At 45.9% G+C, this 22662-nt stretch carries 22 protein-coding genes and 2 pseudogenes; 17 read left to right on the forward strand and 7 right to left on the reverse strand.

Translation table 11 applies throughout. The annotated features are described in order from the left end of the window. The 4 genes from WDY75_RS06605 to WDY75_RS06620 all read left to right on the forward strand — a co-directional run bounded on the left by WDY75_RS06605 (position 1) and on the right by WDY75_RS06620 (position 5828). Entirely contained in the window at positions 1-4467 is a 4467-nt protein-coding gene (locus WDY75_RS06605) for an LPD38 domain-containing protein (RefSeq protein WP_338841999.1), read from the forward strand. A gap of 140 nt (positions 4468-4607) precedes the next feature. After that, positions 4608-4880, forward strand: a complete 273-nt coding sequence (locus WDY75_RS06610) for a hypothetical protein (RefSeq protein ID WP_338842000.1) — start codon at positions 4608-4610, stop codon at positions 4878-4880. 13 nt (positions 4881-4893) lie between these two features. After that, on the forward strand, positions 4894-5106 hold the full coding sequence (locus WDY75_RS06615) for a holin (RefSeq protein ID WP_338842001.1): 213 nt from the start codon (positions 4894-4896) through the stop codon (positions 5104-5106). Further along, positions 5103-5828, forward strand: a complete 726-nt coding sequence (locus WDY75_RS06620; RefSeq protein ID WP_338842002.1) for an N-acetylmuramoyl-L-alanine amidase — start codon at positions 5103-5105, stop codon at positions 5826-5828. The genes WDY75_RS06615 and WDY75_RS06620 overlap by 4 nt, the downstream gene beginning before the upstream one ends. A gap of 230 nt (positions 5829-6058) precedes the next feature. Here the strand turns inward: WDY75_RS06620 and WDY75_RS06625 are convergent, their stop codons facing one another. Together WDY75_RS06625 and WDY75_RS06630 are read right to left on the reverse strand one after the other, a co-directional pair. Beyond that, the gene (locus tag WDY75_RS06625) at positions 6059-6469 is read right to left on the reverse strand and encodes a hypothetical protein (RefSeq protein WP_338842004.1); all 411 of its coding nucleotides are present in this window, start codon (positions 6467-6469) and stop codon (positions 6059-6061) included. 430 nt (positions 6470-6899) lie between these two features. Next, positions 6900-7112: a helix-turn-helix transcriptional regulator gene (locus WDY75_RS06630; RefSeq protein WP_338842005.1), complete on the reverse strand. Its 213-nt coding sequence runs from the start codon at positions 7110-7112 to the stop codon at positions 6900-6902. A gap of 108 nt (positions 7113-7220) precedes the next feature. Between WDY75_RS06630 and WDY75_RS06635 the strand changes: the two genes are divergently transcribed. From WDY75_RS06635 to WDY75_RS06680, 10 genes and pseudogenes are all read left to right on the forward strand, one after another. Beyond that, entirely contained in the window at positions 7221-7505 is a 285-nt protein-coding gene (locus WDY75_RS06635) for a hypothetical protein (RefSeq protein ID WP_338842006.1), read from the forward strand. Between the two features lie 50 nt (positions 7506-7555). Beyond that, positions 7556-7927: pseudogene (locus WDY75_RS06640) on the forward strand (CpaF family protein); the annotation flags it as partial. A 53-nt stretch (positions 7928-7980) separates the two neighbouring features. Continuing rightward, positions 7981-8781, forward strand: a complete 801-nt coding sequence (locus tag WDY75_RS06645) for a type II secretion system F family protein (protein WP_172964031.1) — start codon at positions 7981-7983, stop codon at positions 8779-8781. Between the two features lie 15 nt (positions 8782-8796). After that, a complete protein-coding gene (locus WDY75_RS06650; protein WP_063480482.1) occupies positions 8797-9669 on the forward strand; it encodes a type II secretion system F family protein in 873 nt (290 codons plus the stop codon). 19 nt (positions 9670-9688) lie between these two features. Beyond that, positions 9689-9880, forward strand: coding sequence for a Flp1 family type IVb pilin (locus WDY75_RS06655; protein WP_036642627.1), 192 nt, complete (start codon positions 9689-9691; stop codon positions 9878-9880). A gap of 1 nt (position 9881) precedes the next feature. Next, complete coding sequence (locus WDY75_RS06660; RefSeq protein WP_006212358.1) at positions 9882-10547, forward strand: TadE/TadG family type IV pilus assembly protein; 666 nt, start codon at positions 9882-9884, stop codon at positions 10545-10547. Positions 10548-10549: 2 nt separating this feature from the next. Then, a complete protein-coding gene (locus WDY75_RS06665; protein ID WP_082834446.1) occupies positions 10550-12781 on the forward strand; it encodes a hypothetical protein in 2232 nt (743 codons plus the stop codon). Positions 12782-12863: 82 nt separating this feature from the next. Then, complete coding sequence (locus tag WDY75_RS06670) at positions 12864-13790, forward strand: TadE/TadG family type IV pilus assembly protein (RefSeq protein WP_082834455.1); 927 nt, start codon at positions 12864-12866, stop codon at positions 13788-13790. A gap of 210 nt (positions 13791-14000) precedes the next feature. Continuing rightward, positions 14001-14513 (forward strand): prepilin peptidase, encoded by a 513-nt coding sequence (locus tag WDY75_RS06675; RefSeq protein ID WP_006212356.1) that lies wholly within the window; start codon positions 14001-14003, stop codon positions 14511-14513. 12 nt (positions 14514-14525) lie between these two features. Beyond that, on the forward strand, positions 14526-16391 hold the full coding sequence (locus WDY75_RS06680; protein ID WP_063480480.1) for a DUF6382 domain-containing protein: 1866 nt from the start codon (positions 14526-14528) through the stop codon (positions 16389-16391). A 423-nt stretch (positions 16392-16814) separates the two neighbouring features. On the opposite strand, the gene WDY75_RS06685 is transcribed toward WDY75_RS06680, so the two are convergent. Both WDY75_RS06685 and WDY75_RS06690 read right to left on the reverse strand, forming a co-directional pair. Further along, entirely contained in the window at positions 16815-17000 is a 186-nt protein-coding gene (locus WDY75_RS06685) for a DUF3006 domain-containing protein (protein WP_006212353.1), read from the reverse strand. Then, positions 16997-17875, reverse strand: coding sequence for a ComEC/Rec2 family competence protein (locus WDY75_RS06690; RefSeq protein ID WP_006212354.1), 879 nt, complete (start codon positions 17873-17875; stop codon positions 16997-16999). Before WDY75_RS06690 ends, WDY75_RS06685 begins: the two co-directional genes overlap by 4 nt. A 487-nt stretch (positions 17876-18362) precedes the next feature. On the opposite strand from WDY75_RS06690, the pseudogene WDY75_RS06695 reads away from it, so the two are divergent. From WDY75_RS06695 to WDY75_RS06705, 3 genes and pseudogenes are all read left to right on the forward strand, one after another. After that, positions 18363-18716, forward strand: a pseudogene (locus WDY75_RS06695) (helix-turn-helix domain-containing protein); the annotation flags it as partial. Beyond that, on the forward strand, positions 18617-19336 hold the full coding sequence (locus tag WDY75_RS06700) for an IS630 family transposase (RefSeq protein ID WP_231888103.1): 720 nt from the start codon (positions 18617-18619) through the stop codon (positions 19334-19336). The pseudogene WDY75_RS06695 and the gene WDY75_RS06700, both read left to right, overlap by 100 nt. A gap of 339 nt (positions 19337-19675) precedes the next feature. After that, complete coding sequence (locus tag WDY75_RS06705; RefSeq protein ID WP_063480479.1) at positions 19676-20053, forward strand: zinc ribbon domain-containing protein; 378 nt, start codon at positions 19676-19678, stop codon at positions 20051-20053. A 391-nt stretch (positions 20054-20444) separates the two neighbouring features. Here the strand turns inward: WDY75_RS06705 and WDY75_RS06710 are convergent, their stop codons facing one another. From WDY75_RS06710 to WDY75_RS06720, 3 genes are all read right to left on the reverse strand, one after another. Continuing rightward, the gene (locus WDY75_RS06710; RefSeq protein WP_063480478.1) at positions 20445-20843 is read right to left on the reverse strand and encodes a DUF3221 domain-containing protein; all 399 of its coding nucleotides are present in this window, start codon (positions 20841-20843) and stop codon (positions 20445-20447) included. A 534-nt stretch (positions 20844-21377) separates the two neighbouring features. Beyond that, a complete protein-coding gene (locus WDY75_RS06715) occupies positions 21378-21851 on the reverse strand; it encodes a DUF2621 domain-containing protein (RefSeq protein WP_006212347.1) in 474 nt (157 codons plus the stop codon). A 160-nt stretch (positions 21852-22011) separates the two neighbouring features. Beyond that, complete coding sequence (locus WDY75_RS06720; protein WP_231888256.1) at positions 22012-22569, reverse strand: site-specific integrase; 558 nt, start codon at positions 22567-22569, stop codon at positions 22012-22014. Positions 22570-22662 lie beyond the last annotated feature (93 nt).

Below are 22662 nucleotides of genomic sequence, written 5' to 3' on the forward strand. Positions count from 1 at the left end.
ATGATGGCAAGTCAATTCGATATGATACGTAACCGCAGGAAGCAAGGCGAGGAGGCTAAGCAGCGTGTATTGGATCGTGTGTATTCTCCAAGGCCAGAGGCCCAGGAATCTTCGACTTCCGTATTCGATGCTATTCGCAATCGATCCCTTGAACCTGAAACCACGATGCCCACACCTGACTTCAAACCGTCCGATTTTAACCCGTTAAACTCTTCCCTAATGAAGGGGGTATCGGGAGACAAGACGGCTCAAAAGACCTGGGAGCAGAACAGCGGTATCAAGTTTAAGCCTGTGCAGGGGCCGCCGGCTCCCGCTCCATTGTCGGAGTATGAGAAGGGGCTCCAGGAGATTCAGGCAAAACGCCCGGATGGGTTCCTTGGCAACCTATATGATATCTCTGTTAAACCTTTTGCTAAGGCTAACAACTGGTTATGGTACGGCAATGATGCAGGTAACTTTGTTACTCGCGCCGTTGGTACGGGAGCAGAAACGGTTCTCGGATCCCCATCTGCGAGACCAGGAACAACCGGCAATAAGAAGGCTGATAAGATCGCAGATATTGCCGGCACGATCGGCGGCTTTGCTGGTCTTGCTTTTAACCCAGCAGCTGCCGGCGTTAAAGGGCAGAGTCTAGTAACCGGACCGCTTGAAGTTGCGCGTAAAGCCCTGAATACGAATGTTGGCCAAAAGGCACAGCGGGTCTTGTCGGGTGGGATTAACTCCTTAGCTCCGCGCATGTCCGTGCCTACAGCAGACCGGTTGGCAAGAACCGGACTTGAAGGGGCAATGACTGGAGGGCTTGGTGGCGTGGCTGCTGGTCTAGTACAAGGTCAGGACAGTAATCAGGAGATTGCACGAAATGCCCTGCTTGGCGTTGGGCTTGGTGCGGCAGGGGATATGGCATTGGGCTCCCTATCGAAACTGTTCAAGAAGAATGGAATTTCAGAGAAGGAAGTTGCTGAGATTCTTGCGCTTCCGGAGCCTAGATCGCAAACACGAATGAGGGAAGCGGCAGCGCGGTCACAAAATACTTACGGGGCGGATCCGATCGTAAATCCGTATTCATTCGAACTGCCAGAGGCGTCTCCTGGTCTAAGAGCCAAAGCAGCTAACACTCAAGCTGGAAGAGCTGAGGTAGGGCAGATTAACCAAACCCTTAATGAGTTGGAAAGTCAGTATGAGCAGCGTGTTATTGAGGAGTATAAATTCCTCAAGGAATCTCGAGACTCGCGAAGAGGTGTAGAGCAGGGCAACTTGCAGAGAGATGCCGCAGGCGATGTGGTCGGGAGATCAGGGCGAATATCTAATAATCCCCTTTGGTATCAGGAGTTTTATAAAGTGAATGGCCGGGCACCGAGCAATAAGGATTTATATCAACTGGCCAGAGATCGGGTAGATAACGGCTTTCAGGATGAGAGTGGTTTTGTCCCATCCTGGAGACAAGAGGTCGGATACGATGATCAATTACAAGCGTATCAGGGTGTTAGGGATAATCTCCAGGGGAGTATCAGGGAGATGGATCCTGCACTGAATGTAACCGATGAGCCAATCGTGACCCAGCGCTTAAAGGATTTACGTCGGGAAGGTAGCTCGCCTAAACCGAGAAAAACTGCACAGAAAACAGCAGCTATGGCGGATACAGGCTCTGCCGATTCTTTGGACATCCCGGAATTCTTACTGAGAAGACCTGCGGCGAAACGATCTAGCACGCCTGCAGATCCCTTGCCGGTTACGGCTGATCCAAACGCGGATCCGATTCTACGTCCTGGTCAGTTCGAAGAAAATAGTGGTCTTGGGATATCCGCCTTTGGAAAAACAAATCCTTATGATTCCCTCAGTAATGATACTCGGTCCCAGCTGGTTACTCGTCTGGAACGTGAACCGGTTAGCTTTCCAGGAGCAGCTGACCGGCTCTATACGAATCTGGTGGACGATCTCCACCCTTTGAATCAGTTCGATAAGATGGTGGAGGATGTTTTGGATAAACCGTTGACTGCTGCCGAGAGCACTCATAAACGGGCACTGGCTACCCGTGGGGCAGATATGACTGCTCGTCAAATTGTAACGGACGCCTTGGTGGACAGTGAAGGTAAGGTGGTTGGGGAGTCATTGAAAGAGATTCTTTCAGGCTTACCAAAGACGGTCCGTGGGGGTGTGAACAGCACCACAAAATCTCAGATTCGGAAAGTAAGCAAGTCGATCTATGTGGACTTCGAAGATTATCTGATAAATAAGCATGCTATTACCCGTGATGATCGGGGCGAAGTGGTTTTTGACAAAAAACTAAACTGGACTCCTGAATACGGTACCCAAAAGGTTGAGGAATACGAGAAGCTATTTCCAGAGTTTAAGGAGACTGCAGAGAAGTTATATACCTTTAACAAGCAAATGGTGAACAGTTGGCTCGTTGATACGGGGATTATATCACCTGAGCAAGCCAAAGCTTGGTTCGATGCGAATCCGTATTATGTTCCCAATAAGCGTTACTTCTCTCCTTTGGAAAAGCGAAGTGGAGGAACAAGTCGAGCTAAAAAAGGGTTCGGCAATCAATCGGTACCGGTCAAGAAGTATGAGAAGACTGGGTCCCAGCGGAAGATCATTTCACCTATTGAAGCGATTATTGAGAATGTGGATGCCTTTGTGAAGACGGCTAAGCGTAATCAGGTGATGCAGCAGGCGGTCAAGCATATTGAGAAAGATCCTGAAGCATTCGCTGATTTTCTGGAGATCGTCAAACAACCTGAACGGCTGGATGATCTGACTAAGCTGTCTATGGATGGTGATGGGTTGGATGAGGTGCTAGCCCGGTTCTCGGATGATTTTGATAAGGCTATGCGCAAAACAGCTCTGGACAAGGACAATATCGTACGCGTATTGATGGATGGTGAGCAGACACACTTGAAGGTAAATGATCCACAGCTGCTGGATGCCATTACTGCCCTTGGCCCTAAAGCCGGCAATCTTGTGATGGATGCCATCGGCTGGGTGACAAACAAGATGAAGACATTGACGACCGGAGCAAACCCGGTATTTAGTTTGACTCGGAACCTTTTTCGAGATATTCCCCACGCCTACATTGCTTCTAAAACAACCAATAACCCTGTGCGGTTTGTTGCTGATATGGCGGACGCGGCGTTTCAGATTATGAAGGACGGAGAGCTGTACAAACAGTATAAACGGATTGGCGGCGGGCACTCCTCTTCGATCGCGGCAAATCGAAACCTACTGGCACAAAGCAAGCGATCGGTCCTGCCCAAAAGCTTACTCCAGGATTTAGGCCCAAGATTGTTTTATGGCTTGGAGAATGCCATGAATGCGGTGGAATCCGCTCCTCGCTTGGCTGAGTTTAAACGTGCATCCAGAAGTGGGTTATCTGACGATCTGAGAAGCGCCTTATTTGAAGCGCAGGACCTTACCGTCAATTTTAAGCGGCGAGGGAAAATGATCACGGAGCTCGATAAGATATTCCCTTATATGAACGCTGCGATACAGGGGATTGATCAGATAGTCCGGTTGTACAAGAACAATCCTGCGAAGGCGACAACAAAAGCTTTCCTAGCTCTAACCATTCCGGGAGCGGTGATGTATGCTGTGAACCACGATGATCCGAATTACCAGACGATGAGCAACCGTGTGAAAGATAATTTTCTTTTGATTCCGAGAGGTGACGGAACGTTCATTCGAATTGCCAAGCCAAAGGAACTCGGCACGCTGTTCATGGATCTACCAGAACGCCTGATGCGCAAGTTTGCCGAAGACGATCCGGCAGCGTTCCGCGACTTTGCCGACCAACTTCGAACAAATTTCGTTCCACCTGGAATCTCAGGGGCTCTTAAAGAAGGAGGATTCACTGACCGGATGCTTGGAGCAATGGGTGACACCATCCTCGGACCGATTGCAGATCTAGCAGCCAATCAAACATTCTCAGGTGCTCCGATTGTTCCGGGGTATCTTGAAAGGCTATCTCCAGGCTTACAGGCGGATACAAAAACCACCGATATTGCCCGATGGATTGGGGATAAAACTTACGGGACGCCATTTGAGCAAAGTCCTAAAAAGTTGGATTACCTCGTGAAGCAGTATACCGGGGTGCTTGGTCAACTTGGGCAGCCGTTGTTATCACCAGGCGGGGATATTGGAAGCACTTTAACCCAACAGGTAACAGCAGATCCCGCGTATAGCAACGACATTTCCACTGAGTTTTATCGCTATAAGGAGAAACTGGACCAGGCTTACACTGATCGGGACCTGCGCGAAGTGCCAGAATGGTACAGCGACCCGCTCCGGAAAGAGATGGGTAGAATCAGTAAGAGTATGTCAGAAGTTCGCAAAGAGATCCGAGCTGCTCAGGAGGATAAGAACTTGGGCAACAAAGCGAAACGCGATAAGCTGCGAGAGCTTCAAGAGCGCATCAATAGCCTGGCCGAGAGAGGGAATGAGTTTGCTCGTGGGAAGGTTCCTTATTAATCTGCGAGGAGGTGTTGTCTTATGATCTAACATCTTGCATTGATCCACGCCGAAAGGCGTATTTTTTATGCCCTTGGGTGGTCCGGGGGCTTTTCTTTATTCAAAGACAGATAGGGGGAAGAAGGGTGGATCTCAATGTGATGATAACACTCATAGGTGCAATATGTGCGATTAGTGGTATGTTGCTTGGTTGGGTAGGACGTACCAAAGCATTTAAAGATGAAGTTGCTTCGGAGGCCACAGCAGATGCTTCGTTACAGACGGACGTATCTTACATCAAGACAGGGATACTAGATATTCGCGTGGATCTGCGGGACCTCGGAAGGCGGATGGATGATTTTTCAGAGCGTTTGACTCGAGTCGAAGAGTCGGCCAAGCAAGCGCACAAACGAATTGATGAGATGAAAGAATAGGAGATGATCATAGATGACAACTAAATGGTTTAAAGCGGCAGGTATCCGGGCAATTAAGACAGCAGCACAAACAGCAATCGGTGTAATTGGTGCTACTACGGTGATGAATGAAGTTGATTGGTATGTGGTAGGCGGTACGGTTTTACTGGCGACTATCACCAGCTTTTTGACGAGCTTGGCAGGATTGCCTGAGGTGGCGTCAAGTCAGGAGGCAGACCGAAAATGAAGAGAATAAGAATTGATGTAGGCCACGGTGGTAAAGATCCAGGAGCTAGCGGCAACGGGCTTCAAGAAAAGAATATTGTTCTATCTCTTGCGCTCGAAATTAAAAAGCAACTGGAACGTGATTACGGTGGAGTACAGGTAGAACTCTCCCGGTCAACAGATGTATTCCTTGAGCTCAAGGAGCGGACGGATGCAGCCAACAAAGCTGGGGCGGATCTCCTCGTTTCCATCCATTGTAATGCCGGCGGTGGGGCTGGAGGTTTTGAATCGTTCCGGTATACTAATGCTTCGGCTGCTTCACGCTCTCTGCAGAACGTACTTCACACCGAGATAATGGCGGCGCTCAAGCCGTTTGGTGTTATTGATCGTGGCCAGAAAGCAGCGAACCTGCACATGTGCCGTGAATCTAAAATGCCAGCAGTCCTGACCGAAAACCTGTTCATCGATGTGGTTACCGATGCGGCCAAGCTTAAACGTCAGGATGTAATTGACGCATTAATTGCCGGACACGTCGTGGGGATCGCTAAATACCTGGGACTTCGGAAGAAAGAAGAGGCTGTTACGGTGGGGGATAAGGTAAATGTCACCGTAAACGGGAAACAGATCAAGGAGGGTAAGCTTGAGAATGGAGTAACTTATGTGCCGCTTCGGGCTGTTGGAGAGGCTCTCGGGGTCAACGTGAGCTGGGATAACAAAACTAAAACGGCAAGGCTGGAGAACTAATAAAATACAAGACCCTGCTGGCTACTCGCTGGCAGGGTCATTTTTATGTAGAGTCACTAACCGGCTGACATGATCAATATCCGCTACCGGGATCCACACCGCACCAAGCTCCTGTCTTAGCTTTACCCGGTCAGATAGCGACTCTGGCACACCTCGTAAAGTTTCCCCGTTGATTAAACGTATGTATACTAGCTGTTGTCTGTTGATAGCGATCTTTATTTCCTTCAACATTAATATCGCTCCCTTAAATGTTCTGCTATTGTTGAGTCCTCATATATCGTAACATCTAACCCTAAATACTTCCGCATTAAAATAGAAGCTTCAGCCGTTATATAATCCCATAGTAGTTCCAATGAGGATTCGTATCCCCTGCATTTAAACTTCGCCATAATACCAAGCGGTGTTCGTTTTTCCTCGTATACCTTCATGCCTTTTAACCAAAAGTGTTTTTTAACATCTCGTAAATCTGCCCACGCATTCTCAGTCGCTAGCTTGATAATATCCACATACGGCCCCGGCGTCTTAAACTGCTGCTGGATGTGACGACTATCTCGGTCGAATGCTGCAATGACTAGAGTTATGATCATATAACGTTTGACAAAGTGACGATCTTCGCTTGTAATGGCACCTGCTATACTCATTTTACTCTCACCCGTCTTTTAAAATGCGAACATATATTCCATGATAACTTTTCGTGAAAGTGAAAACAAGCCTTGATAGGAACCTATGTTCGTAGTAATATGATTCCAACACACATCAGAGGTGACATGCCATGGAAACTTACTCGTTAGTTTGTGAAGCGGTTACAAATAATAGGCAAGTCAAGGAGATCGTTGCGAGATATGGGAGGGAAATCAAGTCGCCATGCTATATTAACCTTATTACAGAAAAAGGGGAGAAATTATTTTACGCCGAGAAGAGTAATTTGAGCTTAGAGGGTGCTGGGTGGATTATTGTGAGTAAACACGAAAGTGTTGGGGATATCACCCAGTAATATTTTACCAATGGATGAATCAGGAAATACAATGTATAGTTATAGCTATAGAATCTCACCGAGGAGAGCCGACCGGATCAAATCCAGACAAGCTCGTAAAGCTCCTCCATATGACACTCTAGTACATAAGCAACAGTCGCAGCCGCTTCAAAGGACATCTTCTCGCGATCATTCACCCAGTTCGATATCTGTTGAGGAGAATATCCAGTTTTACGTGATAACTCAGCTTGTGTCATACCGGCTTTACTGAGTAAGATCCGAAGTCGGCAATCCCTACGGGATAAAGCCAACTAAGATGCTCCTCTCAAGGGCGGTGATTTTAAAGGTAAATTGTACCACGTTATGCTTTCCGCAGTATATCATGTTCATTGTGAGAAGAACAACAGGAGGAGATGGCTATGGATACAAAATGGATTGAGACAGCTGTAAAGGAAAGAGTCATTGAAGTTACAAGAGAGTGCGATGAACGAACAGCAAAAAATCACGATATCTTGATCAACGTCATAAATGGTCTGAAAAAGGTCCTACCCAAATCTGAAAATAAAACACTTTTAACTTTAGAAGATTTATATATACAGCATCAATCCTTTTGCATTGATCTTGGCTATAGGAGAGGGCTAAATGATGGCTTGCAGATTCATAAGCTATGTAATGATACGGACTCAAGGAAATACCCCCTGTAATTAGGGGGTATTTTTATTGTTCAATTGAATACCATTTTATACTCAATAGAAGTCTGTCGACAGGTCATGCCAACAGCACGCAGGATATGATCAGCCGCCTGGAGACAATGGTGCTGAGCAGTGCGGATCTCCCAATCAGTGTGGTCCGTCAGCAAATCAGCTCGGCTATTGATGTATTCGTTCATTTATCGCGGCTAAGAGATCGTTCGCGGCGCGTAACGGAGATTAGCGAAGTGATCGGGATGAACGGCGGGGAAGTGCTCTTGAACCCGCTGTATCGATTCCGTGAGAGCGGGGAAGCGTCCGGCCGGGTTATTGGGGGCCTTGAACCTTGCGGTAACCCACTTCGATGCTCGGACAAGCTTCAAATGGCCGGGATTACGGATTGGCCGCTGAGGAAGATCGTGGGGGTGGCGGAATGAACCGGCCTCACAGCTCAGTCCCGATTTCCGAGAAGGAACAAGGCGAGCAGGCGATGAAACGGCGTAAGGCTGGCGGGAAGGCCGAGCGAATTACCGCTCAACGAACGAACACCCTTCCGGATTACAGTGTATATCACCTCTCGATAAGACAAAGAGCGGCATGTGTCATCCTTGGCGGAGTTCTGTTTTCTTTCATCGGTTATCTGTTTTATCACCATTTGATTTTGTCATTGTTGCTTGGCGCCGGCGGCTTGATGATTCCTAAGTTTTGGCGCCGGTTTATGTTGGATCGCAGACGCAAGACGTTGAATCTCCACTTTAAGCAGGCTCTGTACTCTTTGTCCTCATCGCTGTCGGCTGGCCGTTCCGTAGAGAACGGGTTCAGGGATGCGGTACAGGATTTACTGCTGCTCGATCCCGGAGCTAGCAGTGATCTGATCTTTGAGCTTAAAGTCATTGTGTCCCGATTAGAATACGGTGAACCGATTGAAGTGGCGCTGCAGGATTTTGCCCGGAGAGCAGGGATGGAGGATATTACGAATTTCGCAGATGTTTTCTCAACGTGCAAACGAACAGGCGGCGATCTGGTTGAAGTCGTTCGCAGAACCTCTTCCGTCATCGGAGAAAAGCTGGACATACAGCAGGAGATATCCGTGATGATTGCCCAGAAGCGGTTTGAATCCAAGGCGCTGCTGGCTGCGCCGTTCCTGCTGCTGCTGTTCATGAATATGACGTCTCCCGATTACATGGAGCCTATGTACAGCGGAGCCGGGATTTTGATTTCAACCTTTGCATTGGCTGCTTTAGGAGGCTGTTTCCTGTGGATCAGCAAAATGATGAACATCAAGGTGTAAGGAGGTGAAGCGGGCATGTTGACATGGATATCCGGTGCGCTGATGGTTCTGCTTGTGGGTGGTTGGGTGGTGCTGAATCAAATGTGCGGCGAACGATACCATCGTCTTAGCAAGTTGTCCATGGCGGGACTGAGACTGCAAAGGCTGGCTCCGCCTCTGCTGTTCATGCTGGAGCGGGGGAAGGTTCCGATGCGCATTCCGATTGTCTTCTATCGGATGCAGGGCTCCGTCCAGAAAATATACGGCTTGCGCCACAGTGCAGAATTGACGCTGCTGTTTATGGCCGAGGCACTTGCGTATACATGGTTAATTTGGATCGGTGGATGTATATGGGCATTGTTATCGGGAGAGGTTATGGGGCTTATAGCAGGATTGGGGTTAGGCGCATTGCTGCCCGTTGCTTTGGTTAAGGATCTGCATAAAAAAGTGATGCTGCGCGAGCAAGAAATCATTATGGAGCTGCCGGAGCTTCTAAACAAGATTGTGCTGCTTGTTGGGGCAGGAGAAACGGTGCAGAGGGCAGTGATTCACTGTGTAGAACGGAACAAGGATATTAATCATCCCCTGTATGCAGAGCTTAAGAGAATGGTGCTGGAATGGGAGGGAGGCCATCCGTTCCAGCAAGCCTTCGAGCAGTTTAACAAACGATGCGGCGTTCAGGAAGTGTCGATATTTACAACTACGGTTCTGCTTAATTTTCGTCGAGGCGGAAATGACTTTGTAATGGCGCTTCGGGATCTGTCGCGTGTGCTGTGGGAGAAGCGCAAGGCCATCGGAAGAACAAGGGGGGAGCAGGCCTCCTCGAAGCTGGTGCTGCCGATGGTCGTAATTTTTATGATTGTAATTGTTTTGCTTGGAGCACCTGCATTTATGATGATGAACATGTAGAAGGGATCGGTGTATGAATATGATGCTAACCGTGATGAAGAATGGAATGAAGGCTTTTTGGAAGGATGAGAAAGGGATTGGAACGCTCGAGATGATCCTAATCCTCGTTGTTATTTTAATTATTGCGCTCATATTCAAGGATCAGATTACGTCGCTGGTTAATAATCTGTTTGATTCTGTGAATAACAAGAGCGAGGAGTTCCTTGAATAAGATGCTTGCGAGGAAATGGAAGGACGAGAGAGGAAGCTTCACGGTTGAAGCTTCCCTGGTTCTTCCCATTGTGTTGATGGTGACGGCTTTGCTTCTGTTTCTATGCTTATATATCTATCAACAGTCTATGCTGGTCCAAGCTTCAGCTGCAGCTTCCGAACGGACTGCGTATGCCTGGGACAACAGCCATAAGGTTTCAGCCTCGGGATCGGTGGAGCTGGGGCAGCATGATTCACTATATTGGCGGTTGACGGATGATCATGTGTTAGGAACTCTATTTGGTTTGGCCGGGGGAGACGAGACGAGGTCAATCTCATTGCCGCAAGGCGAGTCTGCTGGCGGAAAGCTGCCTGAGCTTAAGATGTACAAGGGAGGTATGGCTGTGCCGTCAAGTATGGCGGGAGAGATGCGGTATACCAATCAACTGCTCATTCGAAAAGTAACAACGTCATTAAACGAGCAAGTATCGCTTACGCCGCTCAGCCGGATGTTAGATGATGGCGGTCAGATCAAGGTAAGCGGACAATCAATTGTGGTTGATCCTGTCGAGTTTATTCGGACGGTAGATTTGATGCGCTATTACGGATCGAAGTTTCAAGGCGGAGGCAATGGAACGGATAAGGCTGCTGCAGGAGAAGTTCTACAAAAGTTCGGAGGTCCGCGATAGTCATGGGGAAACAAGAGGAAACAAAGTCGAGCCGGAGAAGAAAACAGGGAGTCCGATCGTCTGATGGATCTGTATCTGTTTTTTTGATTATCGCATTGGCTGCTGTATTCATGTTTGTTGCCATATTTATTGATTATTCGCGTATAGCCGCCATGAAGGTGCAGAGCGAACGCCTGACAAGAGCAGCCGTACGTTCTGTGATGTCATCTTATGATTCGCAGCTGCAGAAGGAATATGGATTATATGCCTTTGGCGACAGCAGCGGGGATTTGATCATGGGCAATGTGTTGAATGATAGCCTCAATCCAGGAGATCGAAGCGATGCATTTCGGTTAATGGCAATGGAGCTCGACAGTTCAGGACTTGAACTGCAGCGTCCGCTGGGTACCTATGACATATTCAACCGGCAGATTATCGAGGATATGAAGTATAAAGCGCCGATTGATTTCACGCTGGAGCTTGTCAACAAGTTTAAACCGTTGTCGCAGTCCATGAAGGAAGCTTCTAATACGGTAGATGTGCTTAAGCAGCTTCGCAAATTGTATGACAGGCGGGAAGAGGGCCTCGATGAAATGCTGGTCAAGCAGCGCAGGGCAGGCGAATATGCAATCAAACTTTCGAAGCTGGTTATGGATCCGCCCGGACGATCCATCTACGATGCTTCGCTTGGAGGAAGTATTTCTACTGCTGCCGATGGGGCATCACAGTACCCCGATTATAAGGCTAAACAGCAGGAGGATGCGGACAGGCCTCCTAAGGAGAAGCTGTACACGCTGCAGCTTATGGTTTATCAGAACGGAATTTCTTCCATTGGTTCAGAAATTTCGAGTGAGGCCAGCAGGTTTCAGAAGGAGAAAGACAAACTTCTCGAAGATGCATATACGCTGTGGGAGGAAGCAAGGAATCTGAACGATGAGATGAAGCAGGTTATCAAGGATTCGGAGAATCGTTCATCCAATAAAGGGTATGATCAGGTCACGAATGATGTAACACCGGGATCAACCGATTCATCCGGGTCAGAAGCGGAGATGATTCAATCTATCCGGAAACAGGCGGACAAATTAGTTCACAGCGATGAATTGATGAACAGTTTCCGGCAAGAGATTGAGGGGCAGGAGAGCCTATACCAGCAGGTTGGTCATGCGGTCTCTTCACTTCAATCTTCACTGGGCGGAGAGGGTATGAAAGGGGCTGTGCTTGAAGCTAGCCATGCCCTACAGAATTATATCTCCAATTACGGAACTTCAGGCGGCAGCAACATAATAGACCGGCAGCAGGCAGCATTGGAGCAATTCCGGACATCAGATAAGGAACGCAAGGCGATGGAGAGACAAGCTAATCAGAAGCTGAAGCAGGCCACGAAAGTCATTGAGGTGATCAACGGACTGAACGGGCAGCATCAGGCTATGTTGGATGAGTTCCGGGAACTGCAGCAGTACTATGACGAAAGTCTTCAATTTAATGCCGAAGCAGACAGTATGAGCAAGGGAAAACCACTTCATGATGATCCTTATGAAGCAGGCAAAGATGCAATGGATAATATGGACGGTATGTTCGGATTCATGGGGAATGTGCTTGGTGGTGTTAGGGACGAATTGTTTCAAAACGAGTACGCTGTTCATTATTATCAGCATTTTGATATAGGGAATTTATCCGGTATTGTGGATGGTTCTAATGCAAGCGGAGATATTGCTCAAGAATTTGCCATCGGGAATCAGGAAGTGGAGTATATTCTGTATGGATTCCATAACCCTGCCGGGAATATATCGGCTGCTTATGCAGAGATATTTGCCTCCAGGATTGCTGTTCGGACAATGGAAGGATTTATCGTCAATAGCAAATTAGGAAATCCATTGGCTATTTTGGCTGCTGCCATACTGTATGGCATTGAAAAGGCTATAGAGGATATGATCCAGTTGTGTCAGACGGGGAGTATTCAGTTATCCAAGTATGTCCCCGTTGTGCTGACATACCGGGATCATTTACGGATATTTCTGTTTATTCACAGCGATAACGAGAGGAAGCTGTCGCGAATGCTGGCATTGATTCGCCTGAACACCGGAATCAATCCTGCGGAACGATCGACCTACGCATCAGGTGAGGTCAGGACGGCCATGCGGCTATGGTTTCTTCCCGGGGTGACGAAGTCGCTTGGCGTTGTATTTGGAAGCGGCGGTGATGAGGTTCAGGGAAATAGTTACATTGTAAATCGCAGGGCGGATTTTTCTTATTAGGATTAGGGGTATTCGAATGAAACGATTAGCGGTGTTACAGAAGCCTCCCCGTAAGGATCAAGCGTCATCGGATCAAGGAAGTATGGTTGTTGAAGCAGCGCTTGTGCTGCCAATGTTCATGTTTTTTATTATTTTCCTCATATATATCGTGCAAATGACGCTGATATCGACAGCGCTGCAGAGCACGGTTTCGGACACCGTCAAAACCGTAGCAGCTCATATGTACCCTGTTTCCCTAGCCGTCCAAGGCAACTCGGTTGGTGGTGGGGCAGGAGAAAGCGGATCCCCCAGCACATCCCATTGGGAAATCCCAAAGTTGTCGCTTGCTGATTGGGCTTCTAATTACAGCGACTCCCTTCCTTCACCTGTTAATGAGTGGATTGTGCAAGCTGTAGCTTCAGGCGAGGAGCCGCTGCAGCAGCTCAAGAATCAGACCGTGGAAGCCGTACTGGATCCTGTGGTCAAACCGATGTTGAAGCCGTTTATGCCAGATCGTCTTTTGGACTATGACAGAATTCATGTATCCAATGTTCATATTCCGAATTTAAGAAGTGGAGAGAGTCCTTATTTCGGTATTGAGGTCAACTACGCCCTGCCCATTCGGGTCCCATTCTTGAACAAACGAATTGTGCTGCAGGCGAAGGCTCAGGAGAGGCTGTGGATCGGGGATACCGGCGAAGGAGGGGGAGATTCGGGTAACGGCGACGGCTCGGAGACAAGCGGGGGGATCGAACTGCTTGAGAAGCCCAATCCGGCTGTGGCGAGCAAGCAGGCAAAAGTGAAAGTAAAAGTGGAGCCGGGAACCAGCGCGCAATTGTCCGTTTATTATAAGAGCGGTCAGAGTACGGCTAAATATTTGGGATGGGAGACCGCGGACGAGAATGGCTATATCGACTGGGAATGGAATGTGGGATTTAATACAACGCCGGGTACGTGGCTGTTTGTTGTTGAGACAGCAGACGGGCAGCGGATGGAGGTGCCGTTTACGGTGGTTGCAAGGTCGGGTTAGACAAGATTTCGATAGGTTGGGTTCCAAAGAATGAGTGCATATAGGAACGGCTTTAAGAAGCGTACTAGAGATGTGGCCTTAGAAGTGGCCAGAGATGTAACCAGAGATGTGACCTAAAAGGATCATTTTGAAGAAGCGTTCGTGCATACAGAAGTGAAATTCTATTAAGGCTATTCCAGCGAATAGTGACGACAGAGGAGGTTGATACGTATGGCCGTTGCCTATGGACTTTGTGCCGTTTATCTGATTACGGCTTTCCTGACAGACCTTCGTTCCATGAAAATCCCCAATGCATTGACTGTTCCAGCTATGCTGCTGGGTCCTGTCTATCATGGCATTCTGGACGGATGGGAAGGAATGTTCTTTTCACTGAAGGGTCTCGGAGCAGGGTTCCTCATCTTGTTGATCATGTATTTTATAGGGGCCGTTGGAGCAGGCGACGTCAAGCTGTTTGGAGGCATAGGTGCCTGGACCGGTCTATGGTTTACGCTTCATGCAATTATGTATTCTGTCCTTTGTGCCGGTGTAGTCGGCCTGATCATACTTCTCTGGCGGAGGGAAACGATGAAACGAATTCGGAAAGTTGTTGGCAGTATTGCCGGAGTCTTTATTTTAAAGAGTGGGTTGCCGTGGCGTAATAATCAGGAGGAGCACTTACGGTTTCCTTTCATGATTGCGGTCCTTCCTGGTGTAATCAGCACGTATATTGTACTGCATATGTAGGAGGCGGTTCTTATGTTCGGATTAAAGAGGGATTTTGTGCAAAACGGCGGAACGAGCATGGTTCTGGACCGGGCCGAGGGAATCCAACCATCAGAACTTAATCATGTGCAGCTGGGCATGATTCGATCTTCAAGAATTCCGCATTTTCTGAAGCTGCATATGAAAGAAGTCGATTACAAGGTGACGCTGGAATATGATATTACCGGCAAAAAGATGCTCTCTCAATCATTAAAAAGTGAGCGTATGACACTCACCGAATATTATGGGTTGCTGCTTCAAATCGCGACCGCTCTGGATGATAGCAAGCTGTATATGCTTCAACCGGAGAACTACATCCTTCATGAGGATTATCTATTTATTGAGGGTTCCATTCATCTAGGCACGCTATATTTAACTTATGTTCCACTTGCAGCTAATGAGACCGGTAGCAAGCAACTCCCTGTATCGCTCAAGGAGCTAATGACAAGGCTGCTCGCATCCGTGTCAGAGCTGAAAGGGGGAGGAATACAGGCACTGATGTCCTACTGCGGTGAACAAAGCTTTAATTTGCCGGGACTTAAGAGGCTTATTGTTGAATTACTTGCAGGGGAAGACGGTGAAGACCATCGACCAGCAGCGCAGATGAAAGGGGCAGTGCCTGCAAGAGTGGAGGGACTATCCTCATACTATAACGATATCCAACCAAATGGTATCTCCAAGCCTGACTCCGCCTTTACGGAATCGACACGTTTCCGGACAGCAGCGCCACATACGGAGAGTGACGTCAAGACGGATAAACAGAGTTTAATTCGAAGTCTGACTGAGCGTACAAATTTGAAGTTTGGGAGAATGGGCAGAGGCGAAGAGAAGAACACCCCTCATTCGGATTATTTCGACTCGGGTTCCAACGCTGCTTGGGCATCTGATACGGATTATGGAACGGACCCTGGGGCTTCGGAGCAAGACAAGTCCTCCCCGGTTCGTACCTATATTCTGTTAGGATGTTTACTGGCTGCAGCGGGAGTTTGGAGATTGTTGTATATGAGTCAACCGGGTGTGCTGATGCTGGCGTTGTCAGTCATGATTACGCTTCTCCTTGCTGTTGTTGCCTGGCTTGGCTGGAGTGGAAAACTCCAGCTGCTCTCCCGGAGATCAGATGATTGGTCCGAATCGTTACCGATGTTTGAATCAACTGAGCTTAGCCCCCCGGGCTATTCCAAGTGGAAGTCCGTTCCTCGTTTCGAGGCAGATCCCTTATCAGGTCTTCTGACGGGAAATTCCAGCTCCACAACAGGAACAGGAACAGCAGATATGGAGCTTAGGGAGAGCAGGGAGAACTGGAGATGGAAGGTTCCCAAATCTCCAACCCATCCAGAGGACCATCAGAAACAAGCAGGCTACCCTCCGCAGGGGCAGGGCTATCCCTATTCGCATCCACAAGAGGCTGAACCTGCAGTCTCTTATGGCGAGGAAGGTGATTATTATGCTCAGTTGTCCCAGCGCACGGAGGTGCTTTCATCACATGGAGGCGGAGGGGCTACTGTACTGCTAGGTCCGGAAACGAAGCCTCCTGCTCATCCACATTCAGCAAGAACCTATCTGGAGCTGAACGAACCGAATGCAGCCGCCACGCAGCGGATTGAATTGACGCAACCCCATTTTATCATCGGCAGATCCCCTGATGTCGCGCAATTTGTTGCTCAGGGTGTGGGAACTTCGCGGGCACATGTCGAGCTCTCGCGTGAAGGTGGAGAATACGTATTAAAGGACCTGGGTTCAAGAAACGGTACGATTTTAAAGGGAGAGTCCATGGTGCCGTATAAAGAATACCCCCTGAAGGAGGGGGATGCCTTTGTTATTGCAGGCTGGTCGTTTACCTTGCGTAGCGGGTTATATTGATAGGGGATAAAATAGTAGACAGAGATTTAAATACTTCCGAAGCCCATATTTAATGATGCATGCTTATGTTAACTTCATTAGTTTTATGAGAAGTGTTTTTAATTTAAATCACTTACACATAAAAGGTCTCCAGATGGTGGAGACCTTTAAGTGAAATTTCATTGAGTATTTAAAGGAATCAGGGCTTAGAATCGATGATTGCTTATGTATTAGTAATATTCCGATATTTCTCGGAAAAGTCTTTCTCAACCAGCATCAAAAAAGCTACCCTTAAATTTTTTTTTGGGGGCTACTCCTTCAGAATATGACGACATCGTCGCATCTGCCAACCGGAAAAATATTCCACTACCTGGGGGTCACTTCACTAAACATCAGGCTTGTTTTTGTTTTTACTAGTCTTCAAATAATTCATTCATTAGATCATCAAAACTCTTCTTTACGTTTCAAGGTTTCTGTTTTATCAACTGTAATTTTATTATCGCTAATGGTAAGCACATTACCCACACTGCAATCATAAGGAAGCAGTTCTTTTGGAATGTCCTCTGTACTACCTTCAATTTCTACAACAGCAAAGCTTCCTTCAAATCGATCTATTATTCCTTTTCTCATTTCGCACCCTTTGTTGTAGTAAAAGTTATTGTAGATCCGTTACTGATAGCCGTAATTGTTCCTTTTTGGTCAGTTCGCATTACAGCAGCGCCAGCATCTTTGAGGCGAGACAGGATACCTGCATTCGGATGACCGTAACTATTCTTTCCTACACTGATGATTGCATACCTCGGCTTTACTGCGTCTATAAATTTCTTACTTGAAGATGAGATAGATCCATGACTCCCCACTTTAAGAACGTCTGCTTTTAATATGGACTTGTTTATAAGCATGTCTGTTTCGGATTTGATATCGGCGTCGCCAGTAAAGAGGAAGGAGTTATTCTTATACCCTAATCTTAGGACAGCACTCCACTTATTTAAATCGCTGCCATATTCATTAACGGGAGCTAAGAAGGTAGCGGTAACACCCATGAGCGGGATTGTAACATCTTTTTTAGCCTGTTTTATGGTAAGTCCTTTGTTCTTTACAGCCAGCAAGAAATCTTTATAGGTGTCTGTTGTGTGTGAAACCTTTGGAGCATAAACAGATTTAACATTAATCGATTTAATAACATCATCTAAACCGCCGATATGATCAGCGTCTGGATGTGTAGCAACTACAGCATCTAGTGTATTCACACCAAGGTGATTCAGATACTTAACAACATTATTGCCTTGATTATTATTCCCAGCATCAATAAGTATGTACTGATTTTCAGGCGTTCTAATTAACGTTGAATCGCCTTGCCCTACATCGAAGTAATAGACCTGAAGTGTTCCACTAGCTTGATTCTTAGGTAAATCTATTCGTCCCGGATGAGCGAATGCTCCAGAGGAAGATAAAACTGTTATAATCAAGAAAAAAATTAAAGATAAAATAGATTTGTTTTTCATAAGACTCCTTCGATTAACCTATTGTTTTGCTAACTCATAATTTTATTGAGCCAATATTTCTGTTTCTCTAATAGGGCGTTTTCTTTTTCTAAGCTTGCTAACATCGCTTTGGAGCCTGGTTTTAACTTTGACTCTGTAATTTTTCTATCTCGGATTTTAACTTATCAATTTGTTTTTGATAGTACTTGAGCTTATCTGCTTTACTTTGACTTTTTTGCAACTGCTGATGGTGCGGTTTTCTGTGCGTCAATTTGTTGGTGCTACTAGGACTGATGTGAGTCCTAACACAAAAGTGACTGCAACAATAAGTTTTTTCATTATTTATGCCTCCTATATAGACTGAATTAATGAACTGCATTTTGACAAATCATGCGTTCCTAAGTGGGGTAATAAAAGGAAAATAACCATTTTAGGACGTGATCTTATGACAATCACTGATGAAAAGCATCGAGTTGAACTGGCGTTGCGTGAAACTTCCGACAAACGGATGTATGAACGTTATTTGGCAGTTCTCCACCGCCTTGAGGGCCACACAATTAAAGACATTTCGAAGATGATCAAACGTACAGAGAAAACTACCGCCGGATACATTCATCGTTTTGAGCGTGATGGAATCAAAGGTCTGGCGATGGGCCATTCACCTGGCAAACCTCGCCGTCTTACTGACGAGCAAGAGGGGATTCTGGCAGACACAGTTGCTAACAAACGCCCGGTCGACGTAGGGATCGAGGCCAAGTATACCTGGACTCTAAAACTGGCCATGCTCTATGTCGAACGAGAGTTCGGCGAAAGCTACACGGAAAAAGGAATGTCCGTCCTGCTGCACCGGCTCGGATTCAGCCATACCAAAGCGACCTATACGATGGAGTTAGCCGATCCTGCGGAGCAGGAAGCGTTCAAGTCGGTGACCTTTCCCGCACTAAAAAAAAGCTGATGAACCAAGAGATCGACCATTTGCTGTTTGAAGACGAATGTATGATTCGTGCGTATCAGTCGCTGCAATATAACTGGTTCCCTGTGGGGCAGCAGCGAAAGGTTCCGACTTATGGCCGCCATGAAGGTGCGAAGCTGTTTGGCGTATTGAACTATGAGACCGGACACGTGCTTTACCGTGACGGCGAGCGGTATGATGCTCCTGCTTTTATCCAGTTTCTTAATGCTGTGCTGGAGGCATATCCTGAAGGCAAAATCGTGATGGTTCTGGATAATGGCCGAATTCATCGTTCCGCTCAAGTACAAGCCTACTTGCGAAAACATAAACGGTTGCAGTTCGTTTTTCTGCCGAAATACTCCCCGGATCTGAACTTGATTGAAGGCTTATGGAAGTGGCTGAAAAGCGATGTAATTCATAACGTATTTTACAAGAAGTTTTATCACATTCGCATCAACGTAGCCGCCTTCATGAAACGTGTAAATGCCAAGTCCATGGAGGTCATCAATCGGCTGTGTGTCCGCATGTAAATCAAAAATTCAGTCTATATAATTATAGAATTTACTCTCTTATAGTAACAAATAAACTGGAAAAAATATATATATTTAGTGAATGGAAGTGCGACTATAGTCTCGGTAGTTAATTGCAGAAAGCTTCCAAATTAAGACCATATTCATGGCTCGATTGGAACGAACTCAAAATGTTTCTTGGGATTAAATCGGATGGAGTGCAACTTCGGATACAGGAATCACAAAAAAGAAAAAGCGTTAATACCTTGGCAGAGGTAATAACGCAAAGTCCAATAATACACATATTATACCTTAACCTTTTTTGGAAGACCAACATTAGCTTTCATTTAGGAGTTGGGATTGATTGAAAAGATCCCTGAAGACAAACAGATAAAAATAGATGATGAGTCCCTGCGAATAATAACAGATGAAACTTTTAAATCTGCGCAAATAGAAAGAGAAGCCAGGCCAAAAGTTAAGAATATGGTGAAGGGTGTGGATTCAAGATTCTCCACAGCTCACCATTTTAGCAATCTATTGAAGTGTCAATGTGGAGGTAGATTAAGAAAAAAAGTACAAAAGACAAGTCGCCAGACACATCATTATTATTACTGTCGCAATCATGAGTTATACGGTAACGAAGTTTGTAAGTATCGAAATCTTCAGAGAGAAGAAGAATTATTAGATTGGGTGAGTGAAGAATTAAGAGAATTTGTAGATTATATAAGTAATTATTAGGGAGAGGACAAAACCTCTCTTTTCTTTTGCTCGCAAAATAGCCTCTTAATATATTTCTTACAGGCGATGTTTATAAAATAGGACTAACTGTTCTATTTCTTCGTTCAAATGAGCACCATAGGGTGTGGTCCTTTTTCTTTCACTTAGTTTTTGAAACTCCTGTTGTAAAATAGACTCTTCAGTCGTATCCATGAACTTCCAATATATTCTATGAGTTCTATGAGAATGCTAACTTTCTAAATGAAAAAAAAGAGATTTATAAAAAAGACTAAAAGGTAATACAAGCGACCAGTACCGCCAATCATTGGTACGGATTATTTACCGTATACGGGACAGTCAGTGGTGAGATTTGTTTGTGACACGATTTTATGATAGCTCAATTTCATAACAGTTATTCTGATTCAATTACAATTTTAGTTGCTTTACCTTGAGCCGGATAAGAAGTATCGATCTTCCCAGTAGTCCATACATCAACTTGATTACCGACCGAGTAGTCGTCTAACTTTTGACCTTCAGGTATAATTAACCAAGTCGCGTCTGGTGAAGCTTTTGTCAATATTTCATTAATGCTTAGTTTATTCAGATCCTCTTCAACTATTTCTCCACCTACTACTAGGATTCTATTATCTGAAATATCAACGATATATCCACTAATGTCAGAAGTAACCTTCACTTCATCCCCCTCTATAACTTTAGAGTTATTTTCAGGGTTGCTTGTTTGCTCAATATTTCCACAACCTGCACTACAAATTATAATAAGAAAGGTGATTATAATTTTTTTAAAATTCATAACAATTGTTCCTCCCCACTTAGTTAAATATTATGTTCTTAATACTTTAGACGGCTGGGTGTGGGGATATGTTGCGAGAAAAATCATATTTTACCAAGTAATGGGAGTTAGTCCTAATCGATTTGTTACATTTCCTACATGGCTGTAAACAGAATATACAAAGCCATTGGCGGGAAGGGTACCTTTGTTAATGCCTTTTAAAGTGTTCCCTCGAAAAATTGTACAACCACTGTCCCCCTCCAGTAGTAGGATATGTTGCAGCCCTTAAGTTATCAAACCATAGTTTTGTTAAGACTCCGCTATAGTCTTCAAATAAATCATTCATTCATTAGATCATTAATTTCTTTTTTAGCGTTTCAAGGTCTCTTCCTTATCAATTGTAAATTGGTTGGTTATCGCTAAAGGAAAGCATGAAATTAAAAAACGAATCCCCCTGATCCTCTGGATGAGGACTAGGGGGAATTATCTTCTGGACTATACGGTGCTTGTCCCACAGTGAGGACAAGCACCGTTGTTCCATTTAAGGCTGTATCATTACTTATTAATCAAATGCTGATAAGGCTTGTAGTCAATTTCCTTCTTCTGGAGGAAATTCATCAAGAATTTGTAATCCCGCTTTGGCGTAGCCACGATATAACCTTTGATGCAGTGGTCTTTTGTCACTGCTTTGGCATGGTCCTCAATAGCAATCTTGCCAATCTCCGCTGCAATGGAGTGTTTGGCAATATCCCGGAATGGTCCCGGAACGGGCTGCACCAGCTCGTCCAGAAAGGCCTTGGCTTCATCAGTCCACAGCGGGCGGCTTCGCTCGACCCAGTAGTTCTGCCAATCCAGCTTGGATTTGCCGTCTGCTTTGGGAAGCACTTTCAGAAACTTGCGGAACATGAAAAATCCGCCGATGCCCATCAGTCCAAGCATAACCCATCCCCAGAAGGCAATGGAGTTCATGAACCATGACGGTGGCGCACTGGAGGACAAATATCCCAAGACGGCTCCTGTGCTCTTCATCTGTATATCACCTCAATGATTATTATCACATGTCACTTTCATGAGAATTATAACGCATTTCTAGATTTATTTCGATAGCCCAGACATAATTAAATCATGCACGGTACTATAGGGATTTCGGAAGTTATGGTGAGGATATGCCCACGTGTTACCCAAACAGCTATGAATTCATCACCTGTTCGAAACGGTCAGGAACAAGTTTTCGTTGTTGCTCGGTAATGTGTAGATATATTGTTTTTGTGATTTCGTCGTTCTTATGACCGAGCCTTTCTTGGATTACCGCTAATTCTTCTTTGGCTTCAGCAAGGAGTGAAACATGGGTATGTCTAAGACTATGGGGAGTAAGGTTGTCAGGAAGTCCACAGTCTTTCAGGATCTTTTCAAATCGTTTCTGATAGCGACTATAACAAGCTGGATATCCGGGAAACTTCAAGCTCCAAAATATAAAATCTGCATCATGTTGTAGTTCACCGTTATTGATTTTGTTTTCTCTCCAAGCCGGCTGTCCCTTGATGGCTTTAATTACAATTTCACCAATGGTGACCGCCCGGACTGAGCTTTTATTTTTCGGGGGACCGAGTACATAGTTTTTACAGACCCATCGACATAGAGATTTTTTTACAGAAATAGTTTTTTCCTCTTCATCGAAGTCAGATACTTTAAGCGCGAGTAGTTCGCCGATCCTCAAGCCAGTAAGCGAGAGATAAAAAGACGGCATACTCTTGCGGTTTAGCGCGGAATCTGATGTATTGAAGTAAGTGCTGCAACTGCTTCTTTTCGAGAAACCTCGGAAGATTGACAACTCCTGATT

Source organism: Paenibacillus glucanolyticus (assembly GCF_037333485.1).
Taxonomy (GTDB): domain Bacteria; phylum Bacillota; class Bacilli; order Paenibacillales; family Paenibacillaceae; genus Paenibacillus_AQ; species Paenibacillus_AQ glucanolyticus.